The sequence below is a fragment of the Ruania rhizosphaerae genome (assembly GCF_009805705.1).
Lineage (GTDB): Bacteria > Actinomycetota > Actinomycetes > Actinomycetales > Beutenbergiaceae > Ruania > Ruania rhizosphaerae.
Genome location: NZ_VSMB01000002.1, coordinates 222,680 through 236,756 on the forward strand (window position 1 = coordinate 222,680; position 14,077 = coordinate 236,756).

The 14,077-nt window shown below is 68.1% G+C and carries 13 protein-coding genes; 5 read left to right on the top strand and 8 right to left on the bottom strand.

The annotated features are described in order from the left end of the window. Nucleotides 1-12: 12 nt before the first annotated feature. From cuyB to FV560_RS04415, 5 genes are read right to left on the bottom strand one after another with little or no spacing between them, the layout of a single operon-like run. Nucleotides 13-741, bottom strand: a complete 729-nt coding sequence (gene cuyB, locus FV560_RS04395) for a cysteate racemase (protein ID WP_235019944.1) — start codon at nt 739-741, stop codon at nt 13-15. A gap of 5 nt (nt 742-746) precedes the next feature. After that, complete coding sequence (locus tag FV560_RS04400) at nt 747-1,880, bottom strand: sugar-transfer associated ATP-grasp domain-containing protein (protein WP_159619789.1); 1,134 nt, start codon at nt 1,878-1,880, stop codon at nt 747-749. A 57-nt stretch (nt 1,881-1,937) separates the two neighbouring features. Continuing rightward, nucleotides 1,938-4,037, bottom strand: coding sequence for a glycosyltransferase (locus tag FV560_RS04405; protein ID WP_159619791.1), 2,100 nt, complete (start codon nt 4,035-4,037; stop codon nt 1,938-1,940). Further along, nucleotides 4,030-4,506, bottom strand: a complete 477-nt coding sequence (locus FV560_RS04410) for a hypothetical protein (RefSeq protein ID WP_159619793.1) — start codon at nt 4,504-4,506, stop codon at nt 4,030-4,032. Before FV560_RS04410 ends, FV560_RS04405 begins: the two co-directional genes overlap by 8 nt. After that, nucleotides 4,503-6,062, bottom strand: a complete 1,560-nt coding sequence (locus FV560_RS04415; RefSeq protein WP_159619795.1) for an asparagine synthase-related protein — start codon at nt 6,060-6,062, stop codon at nt 4,503-4,505. The genes FV560_RS04410 and FV560_RS04415 overlap by 4 nt, the downstream gene beginning before the upstream one ends. A gap of 195 nt (nt 6,063-6,257) precedes the next feature. Here FV560_RS04415 and FV560_RS04420 point away from each other — a divergent pair, with 195 nt between their 5' ends. The 4 genes from FV560_RS04420 to FV560_RS04435 all read left to right on the top strand — a co-directional run bounded on the left by FV560_RS04420 (nt 6,258) and on the right by FV560_RS04435 (nt 11,408). After that, the gene (locus FV560_RS04420; protein ID WP_159619797.1) at nt 6,258-8,447 is read left to right on the top strand and encodes a hypothetical protein; all 2,190 of its coding nucleotides are present in this window, start codon (nt 6,258-6,260) and stop codon (nt 8,445-8,447) included. Between the two features lie 113 nt (nt 8,448-8,560). After that, nucleotides 8,561-9,433 (top strand): ABC transporter permease, encoded by an 873-nt coding sequence (locus tag FV560_RS04425; protein WP_159619799.1) that lies wholly within the window; start codon nt 8,561-8,563, stop codon nt 9,431-9,433. Further along, a complete protein-coding gene (locus tag FV560_RS04430; RefSeq protein WP_159619801.1) occupies nt 9,420-10,289 on the top strand; it encodes an ABC transporter ATP-binding protein in 870 nt (289 codons plus the stop codon). The genes FV560_RS04425 and FV560_RS04430 overlap by 14 nt, the downstream gene beginning before the upstream one ends. Before the next feature lie 51 nt (nt 10,290-10,340). After that, the gene (locus FV560_RS04435; protein ID WP_159619803.1) at nt 10,341-11,408 is read left to right on the top strand and encodes a glycosyltransferase family protein; all 1,068 of its coding nucleotides are present in this window, start codon (nt 10,341-10,343) and stop codon (nt 11,406-11,408) included. A gap of 36 nt (nt 11,409-11,444) precedes the next feature. Here FV560_RS04435 and FV560_RS04440 read toward each other — a convergent pair whose 3' ends face one another. Genes FV560_RS04440 through FV560_RS04450 form a run of 3 tightly spaced genes read right to left on the bottom strand, consistent with a single transcriptional unit; the run spans nt 11,445 to nt 13,535 of the window. Further along, the gene (locus FV560_RS04440; protein WP_200837529.1) at nt 11,445-11,657 is read right to left on the bottom strand and encodes a Trm112 family protein; all 213 of its coding nucleotides are present in this window, start codon (nt 11,655-11,657) and stop codon (nt 11,445-11,447) included. Further along, a complete protein-coding gene (locus FV560_RS04445) occupies nt 11,650-13,089 on the bottom strand; it encodes a phosphomannomutase/phosphoglucomutase (protein WP_159619807.1) in 1,440 nt (479 codons plus the stop codon). Before FV560_RS04445 ends, FV560_RS04440 begins: the two co-directional genes overlap by 8 nt. Nucleotides 13,090-13,136: 47 nt before the next feature. After that, nucleotides 13,137-13,535: a DUF3499 domain-containing protein gene (locus FV560_RS04450; RefSeq protein WP_159619809.1), complete on the bottom strand. Its 399-nt coding sequence runs from the start codon at nt 13,533-13,535 to the stop codon at nt 13,137-13,139. Between the two features lie 74 nt (nt 13,536-13,609). On the opposite strand from FV560_RS04450, the gene FV560_RS04455 reads away from it, so the two are divergent. Continuing rightward, nucleotides 13,610-14,074 (top strand): metallopeptidase family protein, encoded by a 465-nt coding sequence (locus FV560_RS04455; RefSeq protein ID WP_235019925.1) that lies wholly within the window; start codon nt 13,610-13,612, stop codon nt 14,072-14,074. Nucleotides 14,075-14,077 lie beyond the last annotated feature (3 nt).

Below are 14,077 nucleotides of genomic sequence, written 5' to 3' on the forward strand. Positions count from 1 at the left end.
GCACTCACGCCACTAATCCTGAATGTACGCGACGCAGGCCTGCGCCAGCGCATCCGCCGAATCCCAGACGGGAACCGTCACCCCCGACGGGGAGGGCCCGAGCACCGCGGAGATATCGGTACAGCCGTACACGATGCCCTGAGCTCCGCGCTGGGCCAGGAGAGCGGCGGCCTCGACCAGTACATCCCGTGCACCCTCAAGGTCACCGGCCTTGACGAGCCGGATACCCCGCATCACCGCGCTGGCGGAACCCAGATCCGTCAGATCCAGCAGATCGTAGCCATGGTCGGCGAGTCGGTTGTAGACGCCGGACCTGGCTGTCCCGTCGGTCGACATCAACCCCAGCCGGGTGACAGCCGAGGTATCGCGCTGAATCTGCTGTGCCACGGCATCGACGATGTGGAAGATCGGCACGTCGGACTCGGCCTGCATCTCGTCGAACCAGTAGTGCGCGGAGTTGCATGGCACCGCAATCGCGCGGGCGCCGGCGTCGCTGAGGAACCGGACTCCATGACGCAGCGCTGGAGCCGGGTCCGCGCCCGTGCCGAGGATCGCGTCAGAACGATCCGGCGTGGTGGGGTCGGAATAGACCAGCGTCGCGATGTGATCCTGATCTCGCCGAGCAGAAGTGCGTACAGCGAGCTTGGCCAGAAAATCCGCCGTAGCAGCGGGGCCCATTCCTCCGAGAACGCCGAGCAGTGGTCCCGCTGACTCCGGCATCACGCTGCCGTGGCTAGGCATGCCGCTCACACCGGCTCGTCAACGACGACAGCAGGCGGCTCAGCGTCCATCGCAGCGCGGACTCCACGTTCAGCGTAGTAGGCACGCACACGCGGGTCGGCGAACAACGGTTGGTGCGACTGGAGCACGTTGACACCAGTGTTGATGTTGGCCTCCAGCACCAGAGGGCCGTCCGGACCGATCACGATGTCCCAGCCGACGTACTCCATGAACGACAGCACGCGAGCGGCGTGCATCACCAGGTCACGGGTCTCCTGCCAGTACGGCAGCACCACACCGTTGATCGGCGCACCGGTGTCCGGGTGCGCGTCGAACCACTCCTTGACGTTGCTGTCCGGCAGTCGCGTGGCCGACCCCAGCTCGCCCGTGTCCAGATCAATCCGCGAACTGAGCCCGCCCCGGCTCCAGTTGTCCGACGGCTCCGCACGCCTGCAGCCAATCCGCTGCACGGCGAGGGCGATGAACGGCTCGTTCCCGTTCGTCACGTCTAGCATCGTCAGCACCCGCACGGTATTGACCGTGTTCGGGTAGAGCCCGCCGACGACGTCGTGCTGGGCCAGGCCACGCTCGACGATGAACGGCCGGTCGTGCGTTCCCAGCAACTGCTTCATCTGCTCCGGGGCCATCGCTTCGCCGTTCGCCAGGACGGTGGCGGCATCGACCTTCTCGACCGCGACAATGTTCTTGCCTTCGGCACCGGCGAGCACCTTGAAGAACACCTTCTCGCCGGGCGCCATCCGATCCAAGTACACCACGATGGGGATGCGGCCCTCCTGCGGGAAGGGGTGCACGGCGCCGCGGGAGTAGACCCCAAGCAACTCGGGCGAGCGCACGTCCATGGCCCGCAGGAGCAGGTGCGTGGTCAACTTGTTGTTGATGACGTCCTGCAGGCGGGCATGGACCATGTACTTGGTGCGGAACAGCCGCTGCAGGTCGGAGACGTACTTCCCATGGCCGGTGTTCTGCAGGTCATAGAGCACGGCGCTGCGGGAGAGGAACCCCTTGAGCCAGAATCGCGGGTGGCGCATGCGCAGCGGTACGCGCCACTGGCGTTCCTTGCGGGCGAGCTTGCGCAGTTCCCGCAACAGGACACGTCCGGCGCGAACCTTGCGTCGCCCACGTCCCAGGACCGTGCGCACCGGTCTGACGGCATCCCGTACTGCACTACCCACAACCACGATCGCGATCCCCTTCCATCAGATACTCCGTTGCCCGCTCAGACTCTCAGCCACGTCGAGCGCCTCGTCCACCGGCGAACGCGCACCGGGTGGTGCGGTCGCGAGGGTGAGGGCCGCAGCCGGCTGGAACGCTTGCACGACTTCGGCGAGGCGGCGACGGAAGTATCCCGGCCAGCGAGAAGTATACGGCGCGGCGAACTCCTCCTGTGGCACCAGCGTCTCGATCGCCACGCCGGCCTTTCGCGCCGCACCGATCCATGACGGGGGCGCGAGCAGCACCGGAAGGAAGGCGTTGCTCAGAACGGCGCGCTGCATGATCGCGCGAGTGGTCTCGGCAGCAGCCAGTGACTGGTCCAGGACCACGAAGACGACGGCGGGACGACCGTCGGTGATCGGAGAGGGTGGTGGGGTCAGCCTGGGCAGCCGGGCAGGATGCATGCGTAGTGCACCGGCCGGTGCCAGGTGATGCAGTGCGCGGGCGTTCGCGGACCGCAGCGCGCGTTTGGCCTGAACGCCCATTCGTACCACCGGGCGCGGGGCGCGCTGCCGGAGGAGGTTGGCGCCACGACGGGCCACGGTGTGCAGGGAGCGGCCGGCTTGAGCGGGCGTGTTCCCTCGCCTTACGGCGGAAATCTCCCACCCGCTCGAGCTCTCACGTTCGGGTCGCGACCCAACGGCAGAAGCGCGCCTAGCCATCGCCAGTTCGACTGTGGGGTCGAGATCGGCCTGCAACTGGTCGGGATCGCCGGCTAGCACCACGCGCCCGATCGCGCAGGTGTCCACGATGCCCGAGACACGTGCAGCGAGGTATCGCTGCCGGTCACCGGGCTCCAGGCCTGCAGCGACCTCCGGGATAGTCTCCACCTGCGCTCGGCGCACGAGAGCTGTCGGAGCATCGTCAGCGGTCAGCAGCACCACCGGCACCTCGTCCTCGGGGAGCGCGAGCGCCGCGAGCACGGAGTCGGGCGAGTCACCGCGGTGGGGCAGCACCACCAGGGTTCGCGGCTCGGGCGCCACCTCCGCTGATCGCTCGCTGGTTTGGGACGTCTCCCCCGAGGATTCGGCGGGCCCGATGAGTTCGGCCAGCCTCCGTGCGTGTGCCTCGTAGCTGAAGCGCTCGCGTACCAGGGCCACCCCGTGTGCGGATTGACGCTGATAGGCATCAGGGTCCGCCGACAACTCGTCGACGGCGGTGCGTGCCTCACCCGCAGTGGCATACACGCAGGCGGTTCCAAAGGTCGGCTCGAACGAGGCATCCACCACGGCCACAGCCCCGGAGGCCAGACCTTCGAGGACGGTCCGGCCGAATGCCTCGACCAGCGCCGGGTGGTGGTAGTACACGAGAAAGTCGATCGATGCGAGGTACTGGGCCGGTGTCACCGAGTTGAACGGCAGGTCGACCCAGTTCCCGGGTAGCCGGCCCAGCACGTCACGCGGCGCCTCGGTGCCGCCCAGCACCTGCACCGAGTAGCGCGGATCGTCCGGGTAGGCGGCCAAGATCTCCTCCTTGGTGGCGGGCCACTTGCTCCAATGCCCGCGGCTGTGCCTGCCGATCACCGGTCGGCGGTCCACCACGCCCTCACGCGGGACGTGCCAGGAGTCGACGTCGACGATGTTCGTCCAATCCGTCGCCAGCATCGGCACCTCCCCGGCGTGGTGCGCCAGCGCCTCCCGCACCGTGGGACCGATCGGAGCCCACACCGGCTCCCGCTCACCGAAGGGCCGGGCTGCCCTCTGCGTCGCCCACACGTCGTAGTAGGGCGAGTGCGCGCGCGGGTCCACCGGAACCTGGTTAGCCACGATCAGCACGTGTTCAGCCCTCACCTGGGGCAACCACGGCGGCGTCGACGCCAGGACGCTCGGATGCCGGATCACCAGTACCTTCGCCGAGACCGGCCCATCGAGTACGAGCTCGGCTGCCCCTGACTCCACCAGCGCCCGGATCCTGGGCGCGAACGGATCCCCAGGCCGCTGGATCGGCGAGGGCAGATGGAGCAGTCCCGTGCGGTAACCGGCCCGGTTCTGTGCGAGCGTCTCCTCCACCACGCTCGCGGTGGTGCCACCGGGGAACCGGAGGTCGGTCGCCATCAGCACGTCGAAGGCGTGCGACTCAGTCATCGGGCAATCCTGTCATCCCCTCCTGCGGATGGCGGAACCGGCTCGCTCTGTTCATCACAGCCTTCCGTAGCCGCTGCACAGCCGCCTGCGCCCGCCGCGGGACCGTCCGGGCGGCGGGCACGGGCAGCGCTCGTGCGGCGCGCAGCACGTTCTCACGCGAGGTCGAGGAGACCATGCGCACGTGGTGGGCGCCCCAGATCCTCCGAGCTTCAGCGCAGGTCTCGGCATCTGCGGCCACCACAAAGCGGCAGATCGCCGCCACCGGGGTGTGCAGATCGGCCGGCTGCTCGGCCACGAGCATCGTATGCAGCCCGCGCCGTTCGATGTCGATGAGCAGACCCAGCAACGGCCCGGCAAGGTGTCGCGGGCCCTCCGCAGAGACTCCAGGCACCAGCACGGTCCGCGTCGGCGCCGGTAGGCTGGCGGCGGGATCGAGCACCAGCACGCGGCAGGAGGACACAATCATCACCGCATCAGCTCCGTCGGATCGATGTTCGTCAGGGTTCCTTCGTACCGGCGGGTCCACAGGCTCAGCATGGCCAGTCCCCGGACCAGATGCTGGCCGCCGGTGGTGGAGAGCACCGCCTGCCAGTCCGACGGCGTCCCTTCCGCCAGGCGCCGGGAGACCAGCGGCCGTACCGGTTCGGCACGCAGCAGATCTCGCAGATGCGTGATCGCCTCGCGGGATGTGGCCCGGCGCGGGTGGGGGCGTGGCCACGGGACCAGGTCCTGGGCAGTGGACATCGCGCCGAGCTCCTGGTCGAAGGTGCTGGTCAGGAGCGGGTACAGGCGACCGTCGCGGTGCTCGTCGGGCGACATGGCCAAGGCGGTGGACACCAGGTCATCGGTGAGGAACGGCGTCGCCACTGGGCCTGCGGCTGCCACCAGCCCGTGCGGCGCGAGGCTGATACCGGGAAGGGTCCGGGTGAGGTAGGCGGTGAACGTGTGGCCGAACGGGTGGTCGAGGTAGCGGCGCACGATCGGCTCGGTATCGGCCTGGATCCGGTCACGCAACCGCTCGACGACTCCGGGCGCGAGCACGTGGGAAGCGGCCGCCAGATAGCGCGTCCCCCCCGCGATTCGCTGGGCGGCGACGGGCTCGCCGGGAGCCGGATCGGCGAAAGCACCGCCCACGAACAGTCCGCCGCCCAGCCCGTCGAGCACCGTTGGCGCAACTGCGTCTGGCGCTCCGGTTCGCGCTGCCGCGAGCCGGCGCACCAGCGGGACGAGCCAGACGTGGAAGGCGGTCTGGTAGTCCACGGCCGAACCGAAGTGGGCCAGGTCGGCCGCGAACGCATCTCGCCGTGGCATCACGATCTCGTGCGGGACGCCGAGGTGCTCGGCCACCCGGGCCGCGACCAGTTCCTCCATGACCGTCCCGGTGTCCGAAGACGTGGTGTAGGCGTGGACGCCGTGGCGCACGCCGGCGTGCACGGCTGCGGCGAGCAGCAGCCGTGAGTCCCACCCACCGCTGAGCATCGAGACGAGCGGTCCGGACCGGGCCAGGTCCGCGACAGTGGATCGGAACACGGCCAGCAGATCATCGACCGTCGCTCCACTCATCTCGAGGGCGGGCCATGACCAGTGCCGGCTACTGACCACCTCACCGGCGGCGCTGCGCCGCACTCGCTCACCCGGTTGCAGTCGCCTCACCTCGCGCACCATCGTGCGACCACCGATCGGGCCGCTCGCCGCGAGCATCTGGGCCACCGCGTCCCAGTCCGGGCTCGCCGCGGTGGGGCGCGTGCGAATCAGCGCGTCGAGATGGGAGGAGAAGACGATGCTCTCCCCATCGTCCTCGACGTACAGCGGGATGGCGCCGGAGGCGCCTGCCCGCAGCTCGGACGCTTCCTCACCCTCCTCGATCGTGATGGCATCGCGACCAGCTCGACCTGCCGCCTGACCGCTGAGAACTGGCCCGTGGCTCCACTCGATACCGCCGGGCCGGCGCACTGCCCCCCTGGCCAGCACCACCGTGGTCGCCGATTCCAGCACCACCGGCACCTCACCCCACGTGCGCGCCATGGCACGGACGCGGCCCCGATCGCCCCCGATCGAACCGATGAGCAGCGGGGCGTCCGGGCTTTGGGGATCACCCTCGAGGGCTCGCGTGGAGTCCAGGGCGTGCTCCTTGTGGTTGACTACGGCGGTACGTCCGCGCAGTCTACGCCGCGGTCCGCGGTGGGTCTGGGACCGACGCTATCGGCCAGGAGGTGCGCCGTGACCCATGGTGCCGACGATTCATCGGCGAGAACGGGCAACCCTGTCCGTGGCTCGGTGGAAGCGCATGTCCTGGCCAATCTCGGCCTGCTTGCATCATTGCGCCCCCAGGTCTACGAACCTCACCACGAGGTGCTCAAGCGCGAACTCGACGTCGTCCGCCTGGAAGAGGCGGCTCGGCGGCAAGGGCTCGAGAGTATCCGGATGGATCCGTTGGTGCGGGTTCTCCAGGACGAGTCCCGTGCGCTGGGCTTCTTCAAGAACATGTCCTCCCGCGTCCTGTACCTGGATCGCGCCACCACCAACCGCAAGCACCTGACTCGCCGGATCCTCGCCCGTCACGACATCCCCCTGGCACGCGGTCTCGAGGCCCGCGATGCCGATGGCCTCGTCGAGGCCTTTCGAGCGATCGGCCCGCCGGTCGTCGTCAAGCCCGTGACCGGGAGCGGAGGCACCGGTGTGGTCACCGACATCACGTCCCTCGACCAGGCACACGCGGCGGCAGCGCCGGTCCTCGCTGCGGGGCGTGGCGTACTCGTCGAGGAGATGGTTCACGGCGTGGACCTACGGATCAGCGTGCTGGAGGGACGTTCGGTGGCGGCCACGCTGCGGGTGCCCGCCAACGTCGTCGGTGACGGTCGCTCGACGATCGCTGAACTCGTGGCAGCCAAGAACGAGTTGAGGTCCCAGAGCGACTACTTGCGTCACCAGCCCATCATTCTCAGTGAAGAAAAGGATCGGTTCCTCGCCCACCAGGGCTTGACGCCCGCCAGCATCCTCCCGGCGGGTCAACGGGTGCTGCTCCACCACGTCGCCAATCTCTCCGCCGGTGGCGACAGCTACGAGGTGCACCCGTTCCTGCACCCGGAGATCACGGCCCTGGCCGAACGGGCAGCTTCCTTCTTCTCCAGCTCGTTGCACGCCGGGGTCGACATCCTGCTGGAGCGCCTGGACGCACCCCTCGATGAGCAGCGCGCCGTCGTGTGCGAAGTCAACCTGAACAACGAGATGCCGATGCACGTCTACCCGATGTACGGCACGCCCGTGCCATTGGACGAGCTGGAACTGGCCGCACATTGGCGCGTCGAATCGACCATCCCCGCCCACACCTTGCGCGAGGAGAGTGCACCGGGCGCCGTCACTGTCCACATGGACGAGGTCACCGAACTGGCTCGGCCTTCCTACCGACCACCAGCCCCGTCGCCATCGGATGGCCACGCCCTAGGGGCAACGCTGCGCTCGCTGGACAACGAGTACCTGCTGGCGACCTTTCGCTCGATCGACACCGATGCCGAGTTCGCGATCCCCGAAGGTGGGCTGATCCACAGGCGCGACGGTGGGAACGAGCAGGCCGCCGAGCGCTACGACCGCACCGTGCTCGCGGGCGAGGTCGGGCGCAACCCGTCAGTGATGCACCGATACGCGAGAGCCTCCGGGATCCGGGTCATGGCGCGGCACCGGTTGCGTTCCGGACAGCAGGAGCGGGCTCTCGAACTGGCGGGCAAACCGTGGCGGCACTGGCTGCTGCACACCCCTCGCGCCGACGGCAGCACGCGAACCGTGCGGATCGAGTCCGGCGACCAGCTGGAAGAGCACTGGGCCGCCGTAGAGAAATCGCGTGCCACGATGGTAGAGACCCCGTTCGACCCGGCGTGCGTGCTCTTGATGGACGCAACCACGCTCCTCGCCGCACAGCTGCGGGTGCCGCTGACGATCGTGGGAGATGGCCGCACCGGGCTGGGCGAACTGGTGGAGCACCACGTAGCCGCCCGCCGCGCCCACGCTCCCCTGGCGTCTCTCACTACCCGCCTGAACACGCCAGAACTGCTCACGTCGCGGCACCTGGACCCCGGTACCGTGCCCGCTGAGGGTGAGCAGGTGCAGATCGGGCGGTCCCCGATGCTCTCCGACGGCGCAGCAACAGTCGGCCTGAACGCGCTGCCCTGGCCAGGCCTGGCCGAGTTGGCCGCTCGCTTCGTCGGGGCGATCGGCAGCGACGGCGTCGCCACTGTGGCCTTCGTGCCACGGCGGCGTGACGCAACCAACGCCACCTGGGCGCTATGGCGCTACCACAGCGAGCCCCCGCTGGCCCTCTTCCACTCGCCCCTGCACGGGCCTGGGTACGACCCGTACCCCGCGATCGCCCGCCGGGTACTGCAAGGACCTACTCGGGAACTCGCGGTCATCTAGGTCACAACAGCTGCGTCCCCGTCGAAGCGAGGCGTCGTATGCTGTGCTGAGTTGTCGGCCCTGAGGAGATTCCGAGTGGTGTGCAGTTCCGAATCAACCGGAGCCGCGGCGTAATGGCGCGCCAGGCATCCGGGGACGACGTCTCCGAGCTGGCGGCCCTCGCACGAGAGCACGGGCTGACCAAGGTAGGCGAGCGCCCGGGCTTCGGCCAGTACCTGCGGCAGCTCTGGTCACGCCGGGCGTTCCTCTGGACGATGTCGCACGCGAGGTCCTACTCGCGTAACCAGAACAACTACCTCGGCCAACTCTGGGTGATCCTGAGCCCACTCACACTGGCTGCGGTCTACTACCTGGTCTTTGGCGTCGTCCTCGACACCACACGCGAACTCGACAACTTCCCGGCCTTCCTCATCATCGGGATCTTCATCTTCCTTTCGCTGTCAGCAGCGATCAACTCTGGTGCGACGTCGATCATCAACAACATCGATCTCGTGCGGGCCATCAGTTTCCCTCGGGCCGTGCTGCCGATATCAGTCGCCGTCTCGGAAATGCTGACGCTGCTTCCCGCAGTCGGGGTGATGCTGGCCATCGTGCTGATCAGTGGTGAGCCGCTCACCTGGCGATGGCTGCTGCTACCCGTGGCGTTGGCCGTGATCCTGGTGTTCACAGCCGGTGGTTGCCTCATGGTGGCCCGCATCGTCGTCGCAGCCCGCGACCTGCGCAATCTGATCCCGGTCGGCACGCGGCTGCTGCGCTACGTCTCCGGAGTGTTCTTCTCGATCCAGGCCTACGTCTCCGGCACCGTCGGCACGATCCTGGAGTACCAGCCCTTCGCGGTGTACCTCACTCTGGTCCGGTCCTGTCTCATGGAGGAGATTCCGATGACCGTGCCGTTGTGGGGGGCCGCGGTCGGCTGGGCAGTCCTGTTCGCCGTCATCGGAATTCTCGTGTTCTGGAGCGCGGAGGACGAGTATGGCCGCGACTGACCCGCAGAACTTCGATGAGCGCGACTTCGACGAGGTCGACCACGACCTGGATGAAGGGCTCGACGAGTCCGGCGAGCACTCCGCCCCGCACCTCATCGGTACACCCTCGGTCGTCGTGGACGACGTCCACGTCAAGTACCGGGTGTTCGGTGGCCGCCGCCAGTCGACCGCCGAACACGGGCGCTTCCGCGCGATGTTCAACCGGAGCCGGCGCCACGTCGGCGCCGTCACGGAGGTCCATGCTGTTCGCGGGGTCTCGTTCACGGCGCACCACGGTGAGTCGATCGGGATCGTCGGCTTGAACGGCGCCGGCAAGAGCACACTGCTGCGCGCTGTGGCAGGACTCATGCCCGTCAGTTCCGGGGATGTCTACGTCGCCGGTACCTCTGCCCTACTCGGTGTGAACGCCGCACTGGTCCGTTCCCTCACGGGTGAGCGCAACATCATGATCGGTGGCCTCGCCCTCGGACTCACGAAGGCGCAGGTCGAGGAGAAGTTCGACGAAATCGTCGAGTTCGCCGGCATCAAGGACTTCGTGCACCTACCGATGAAAGCCTACTCCTCGGGCATGGCCGCGCGCCTGCGGTTCGCGATCTCCACGGCGGCGATCCCCGACGTGCTGATGATCGACGAAGCCCTCGCCACCGGTGATGCGGCGTTCCGCGCACGCAGCCAGGAGCGCATCGAGCAGATCCGCGATCGCGCCGGCACCGTGTTCCTGGTCAGCCACTCCATGCGCGCCATCCGCAACACCTGCGACCGCGCGATCTGGATGGACCAGGGCCAGGTGATCGACGACGGCCCGACCGACGAGGTCATGGACCGCTACGCCCACGAGCTGAAGCAACGTAGGTGAGCCACGCTGCTTCCTCCATCACGCCCTATCCGCATCCTCGTCGTCACGACGGTGCACGATCCGGAAGACGCCCGCATCCGGCATCGGCAGATTCCCGCGCTGACGGCCGCAGGAATGTACGTCACGTACGCGGCACCGTTCCGCGCGTTCGGTCGGACTCCCCCACCTGGTGTGCGCGGGATCGATCTTCCCCGGGCTCGTGGACGCCGCCGCCTCCGCGCCGTCCTGCGCGCACGGTCCATGATCCGGCGCGTCGGCAAGAGCGCCGACATCATCATCCTGCACGATCCCGACCTGCTCGTGGCCGCCGCTGGACTCGGCAACAAGGACGGTCGAATCGTCTGGGACGTCCACGAGGATACGGCTGCCGCGATCGGCATGCGGGAGTGGGTACCACCCGTACTACGCCGTCCTCTCCGCTGGCTGATCCAGATGGCGGAGCATCTCGCGGAGAAGCGCTTCTCGCTCCTGCTCGCCGAGCACAGCTACGCTGAACGGTTTCGCCGCCCTCATCCGGTGATCCCGAACTCGAACTGGGTGCCTGAGAGCCCACCCGAGCCGCCTGGCGACACACGTGTGGTCTACCTGGGTAGCATCACCACTCCGCGGGGTGGCCGAGAGATGATCGAGGTGGCCCGGGCTGCCCCCGAGTTGCAGGTCACGCTTATTGGCCCCGCCGATGCGACTATGGAACCCGAACTCGAGGCCGCGCACGCATCGGGCGTGCTCACCTGGCTCGGATTCGTGCCGAACGACGAGGCGACACAGATGCTCGACGGCGCTCTTGCGGGCCTGGCGCTGCTGCACGACCAGCCAAACTACGCTCACTCACTGCCGACGAAGATCGCCGAGTACCTGGCCCACGGAGTCCCGGTGATCACCACACCGAACCACAGTTCGGCTGAACTCGTGCAAGCCTCAGGTGGCGGGTTCGTCGTTGGCTTCGGAGATGTCGAGGCCACGGTGGCAGCCCTGCGTGATCTGGCCCGTGATGAGGAGCAGCGGCGCGCGCTCGCCGAGTCCGGCTACCGCTACGTTGAGGCCAACGTGAATTGGCACCACGACGCCGCAGAGTTCGTGGAGACAATCAGGAACCTAGCGTTCACCCGCCCGCACTGACCAGGTTCCACCCAGCCGTCACCCCGAGAGCCACCATCAGTTCGCTGGAGACACTGGCGTCGCCTCGTGCGCCAACAGCAGCGGCACACCCGCACGGATCGGGTACGCAAGTGGCCGCTTCGCGTCCTCATTGACGAGCAGCGGAGCACCGTCCGAACCGGTGCTCTCTCGAATCGCCGACCCGGTCACCGGGCACCGCAGAATCGCCACCAGCTCGGTCGGAAGAACCTCGCGTACCTCGTCACTCATCGTCATCCTCCTGCCCCTCCCGCACCACGGCGAGCACCCCGTCAGTGATCTTCGCCAGAATGTCCTCGTCATGCGCCTCGACATTCAACCGCAGCAACGGTTCGGTGTTGGAGGAACGCAGGTTGAACCACCAGCGCGGCGCGGCATCCCAGTGGCTGAACGTGACGCCGTCGAACTCCTCCACGGCCACCACCCCCGAGGCGATGTCATCCGCGAAGGCGTCCCGGACACGCTGGAGCGCGGCCTCTGGATCGCTCACGCGGGAGTTGATCTCGCCCGATGAGTAGTACGGGGTGTAGATCTCCGACAGCTCCGAGAGTGTCGCAGAGCTGGAGCCGAGCGCCTGCAGCACATGCATCGCCGCCAGCATCCCGGTGTCGGCGAACCAGAAGTCGCGGAAGTAGTAGTGGGCGCTGTGCTCGCCACCGAACACGGCCTGTTCCTCGGCCATCTGCGCCTTGATGAAGGAGTGCCCCACCCTGGTACGGACGGCTCTCCCACCGGCCGCCTCGATCAGCTCAGGTACCGCTCGCGAGGTGATGAGGTTGTGGATCACGGTGGCCTCACGTCCCGCCGCCTTCTCCTTCTCCAGCTCCCGCAGGCCGACCAAAGCTGTCACGGCCGACGGGTTCACGGCCACACCGCGCTCGTCGATCACGAAGCACCGGTCGGCATCCCCGTCGAAGGCGAGACCGATGTCGGCCTGTTCGCCGATCACGGCCGTCTGCAGGTCGATGAGGTTGTCCGGATCGAGCGGGTTCGCTTCGTGGTTCGGGAAGGTCCCATCGAGCTCGAAGTACATCGGCACGATCTCGAGACCCAGATCGGGCAGCCCGGCCTCGGTGCCGAGCACTGCGCCGGCTGTCAGGCCCGCCATCCCATTGCCTGCATCGATGACCACCTTCAACGGACGCTGCCCGTCCAACCCGACGAGAGATCGCAGATGCTGGGCGTAATCGGCGAGAGTGTCCTCGGTGCGGATCTCACCTTGCCGCTCGGCAGCGGGGATTCCCTCGTCCAGGTACTGCTCGGCGAGATGCTGCACCTGCTCCAGGCCCGCCCCACGACCGACGGGCCGCGCACCCGGGTGACACATCTTGATGCCGTTGTACTGGGCGGGGTTGTGGCTGGCGGTGAACATCGCCCCGGCGATGCCACGCGACCCGGAGACGTAGTAGAGCCCGTCGGTCGAGCACAAGCCGATCATCACCACGTCCACGCCGCGCCACGCAGCACCTTCGGCAAATGCCGCAGCCAACCCGGGTGAGGAATCACGCATGTCATAACCGACAGCTACCAAGGTGCCGCCGTCGGGCGCTGCGGCCACATCGGCGAACGCGGCACCCAGCGCTTGGGCGCACTCCTCGTCCAGCTCGTCGGGGACGACGCCACGCACGTCGTAGGCTTTGACGATCGCACTCAGGTCAGACACTCCAGGAGCCTATCGCCTGCACTGTCTGGGGCCGAATCGCGCGCCCGTCAGTCTTCCTCGCCCCGGATCACCCGCAGATGTCCTCGCCGCCCGGCATCGGGAGCCTGCCGTGACTGCGTCACCGGAGCCGGCACCACCGGCCCCCGCGCCGCCGGAACACTGCTCGGCGGAGGGGTACGGGAGGCCTCCCGCACCGCATCGGCGAGCGCGAGCAGATCGTCCGAGCTGGGCGGGGCGGGCTCGAACTCGGTGGCCAGGCGCACCACGTCCCATCCGCGGGGCACGGTGAGCCGTTCGGCGTGGTGGGCACACAGGTCGTAGGTGTGCGGTTCGGCGTGGGTGGCCAGCGGGCCGAGCACCGCGGTGGAGTCCGAGTACACGTAGGTGAGCGTGGCCACGGCTGGCTCCGCGCACGCAGAACGGCTGCACCCTCGGGTCGGTCTCACGGGTGCCACGTTACCTTCCCGTAGGTGCCTGCCTGCAGCGGGCCACGCCGAGCGGGATCTGGCAGGCTGGGGTCGTGTCCTCCATCTTCCGCCCACTGGTTCCGCACGGGTCTGCCTACGCGAGCCCTCCCCGGCGGCGGGACCGGCACGGGCGCGGTATGCGGGGCCCGCTGATCCCGCCCGCACTCCCCGGCTGGCGCACCCGTTCGCAGCGCTTCGACGAGTCCGTGCTCATGACGCTCGAGCATGTCGAACGCAATCTGGGCAACGAGCTGGACGGGCTGGAGGTCGGGGTCGAGGAGGTCCCACCGAGTGCACCGGCCCCGTGGGAAGTCGGTGCAGTTCCGCTCGGCCGGTACTTCCCGGCCGACTCTGCCGCGGGCCTCCCGCACCGGATCGTCGTCTACCGGCGTCCCGTGGTCGCCCGGGTGGAAGACGAGGTCGAGCTCGCCTCCCTGGTGCGGGATGTGCTGGTCGAGCAGATCGCCCACATGCTCAGCCGCAGTCCGGAGGACATCGACCCGGACTACCGGGCGTGAGGC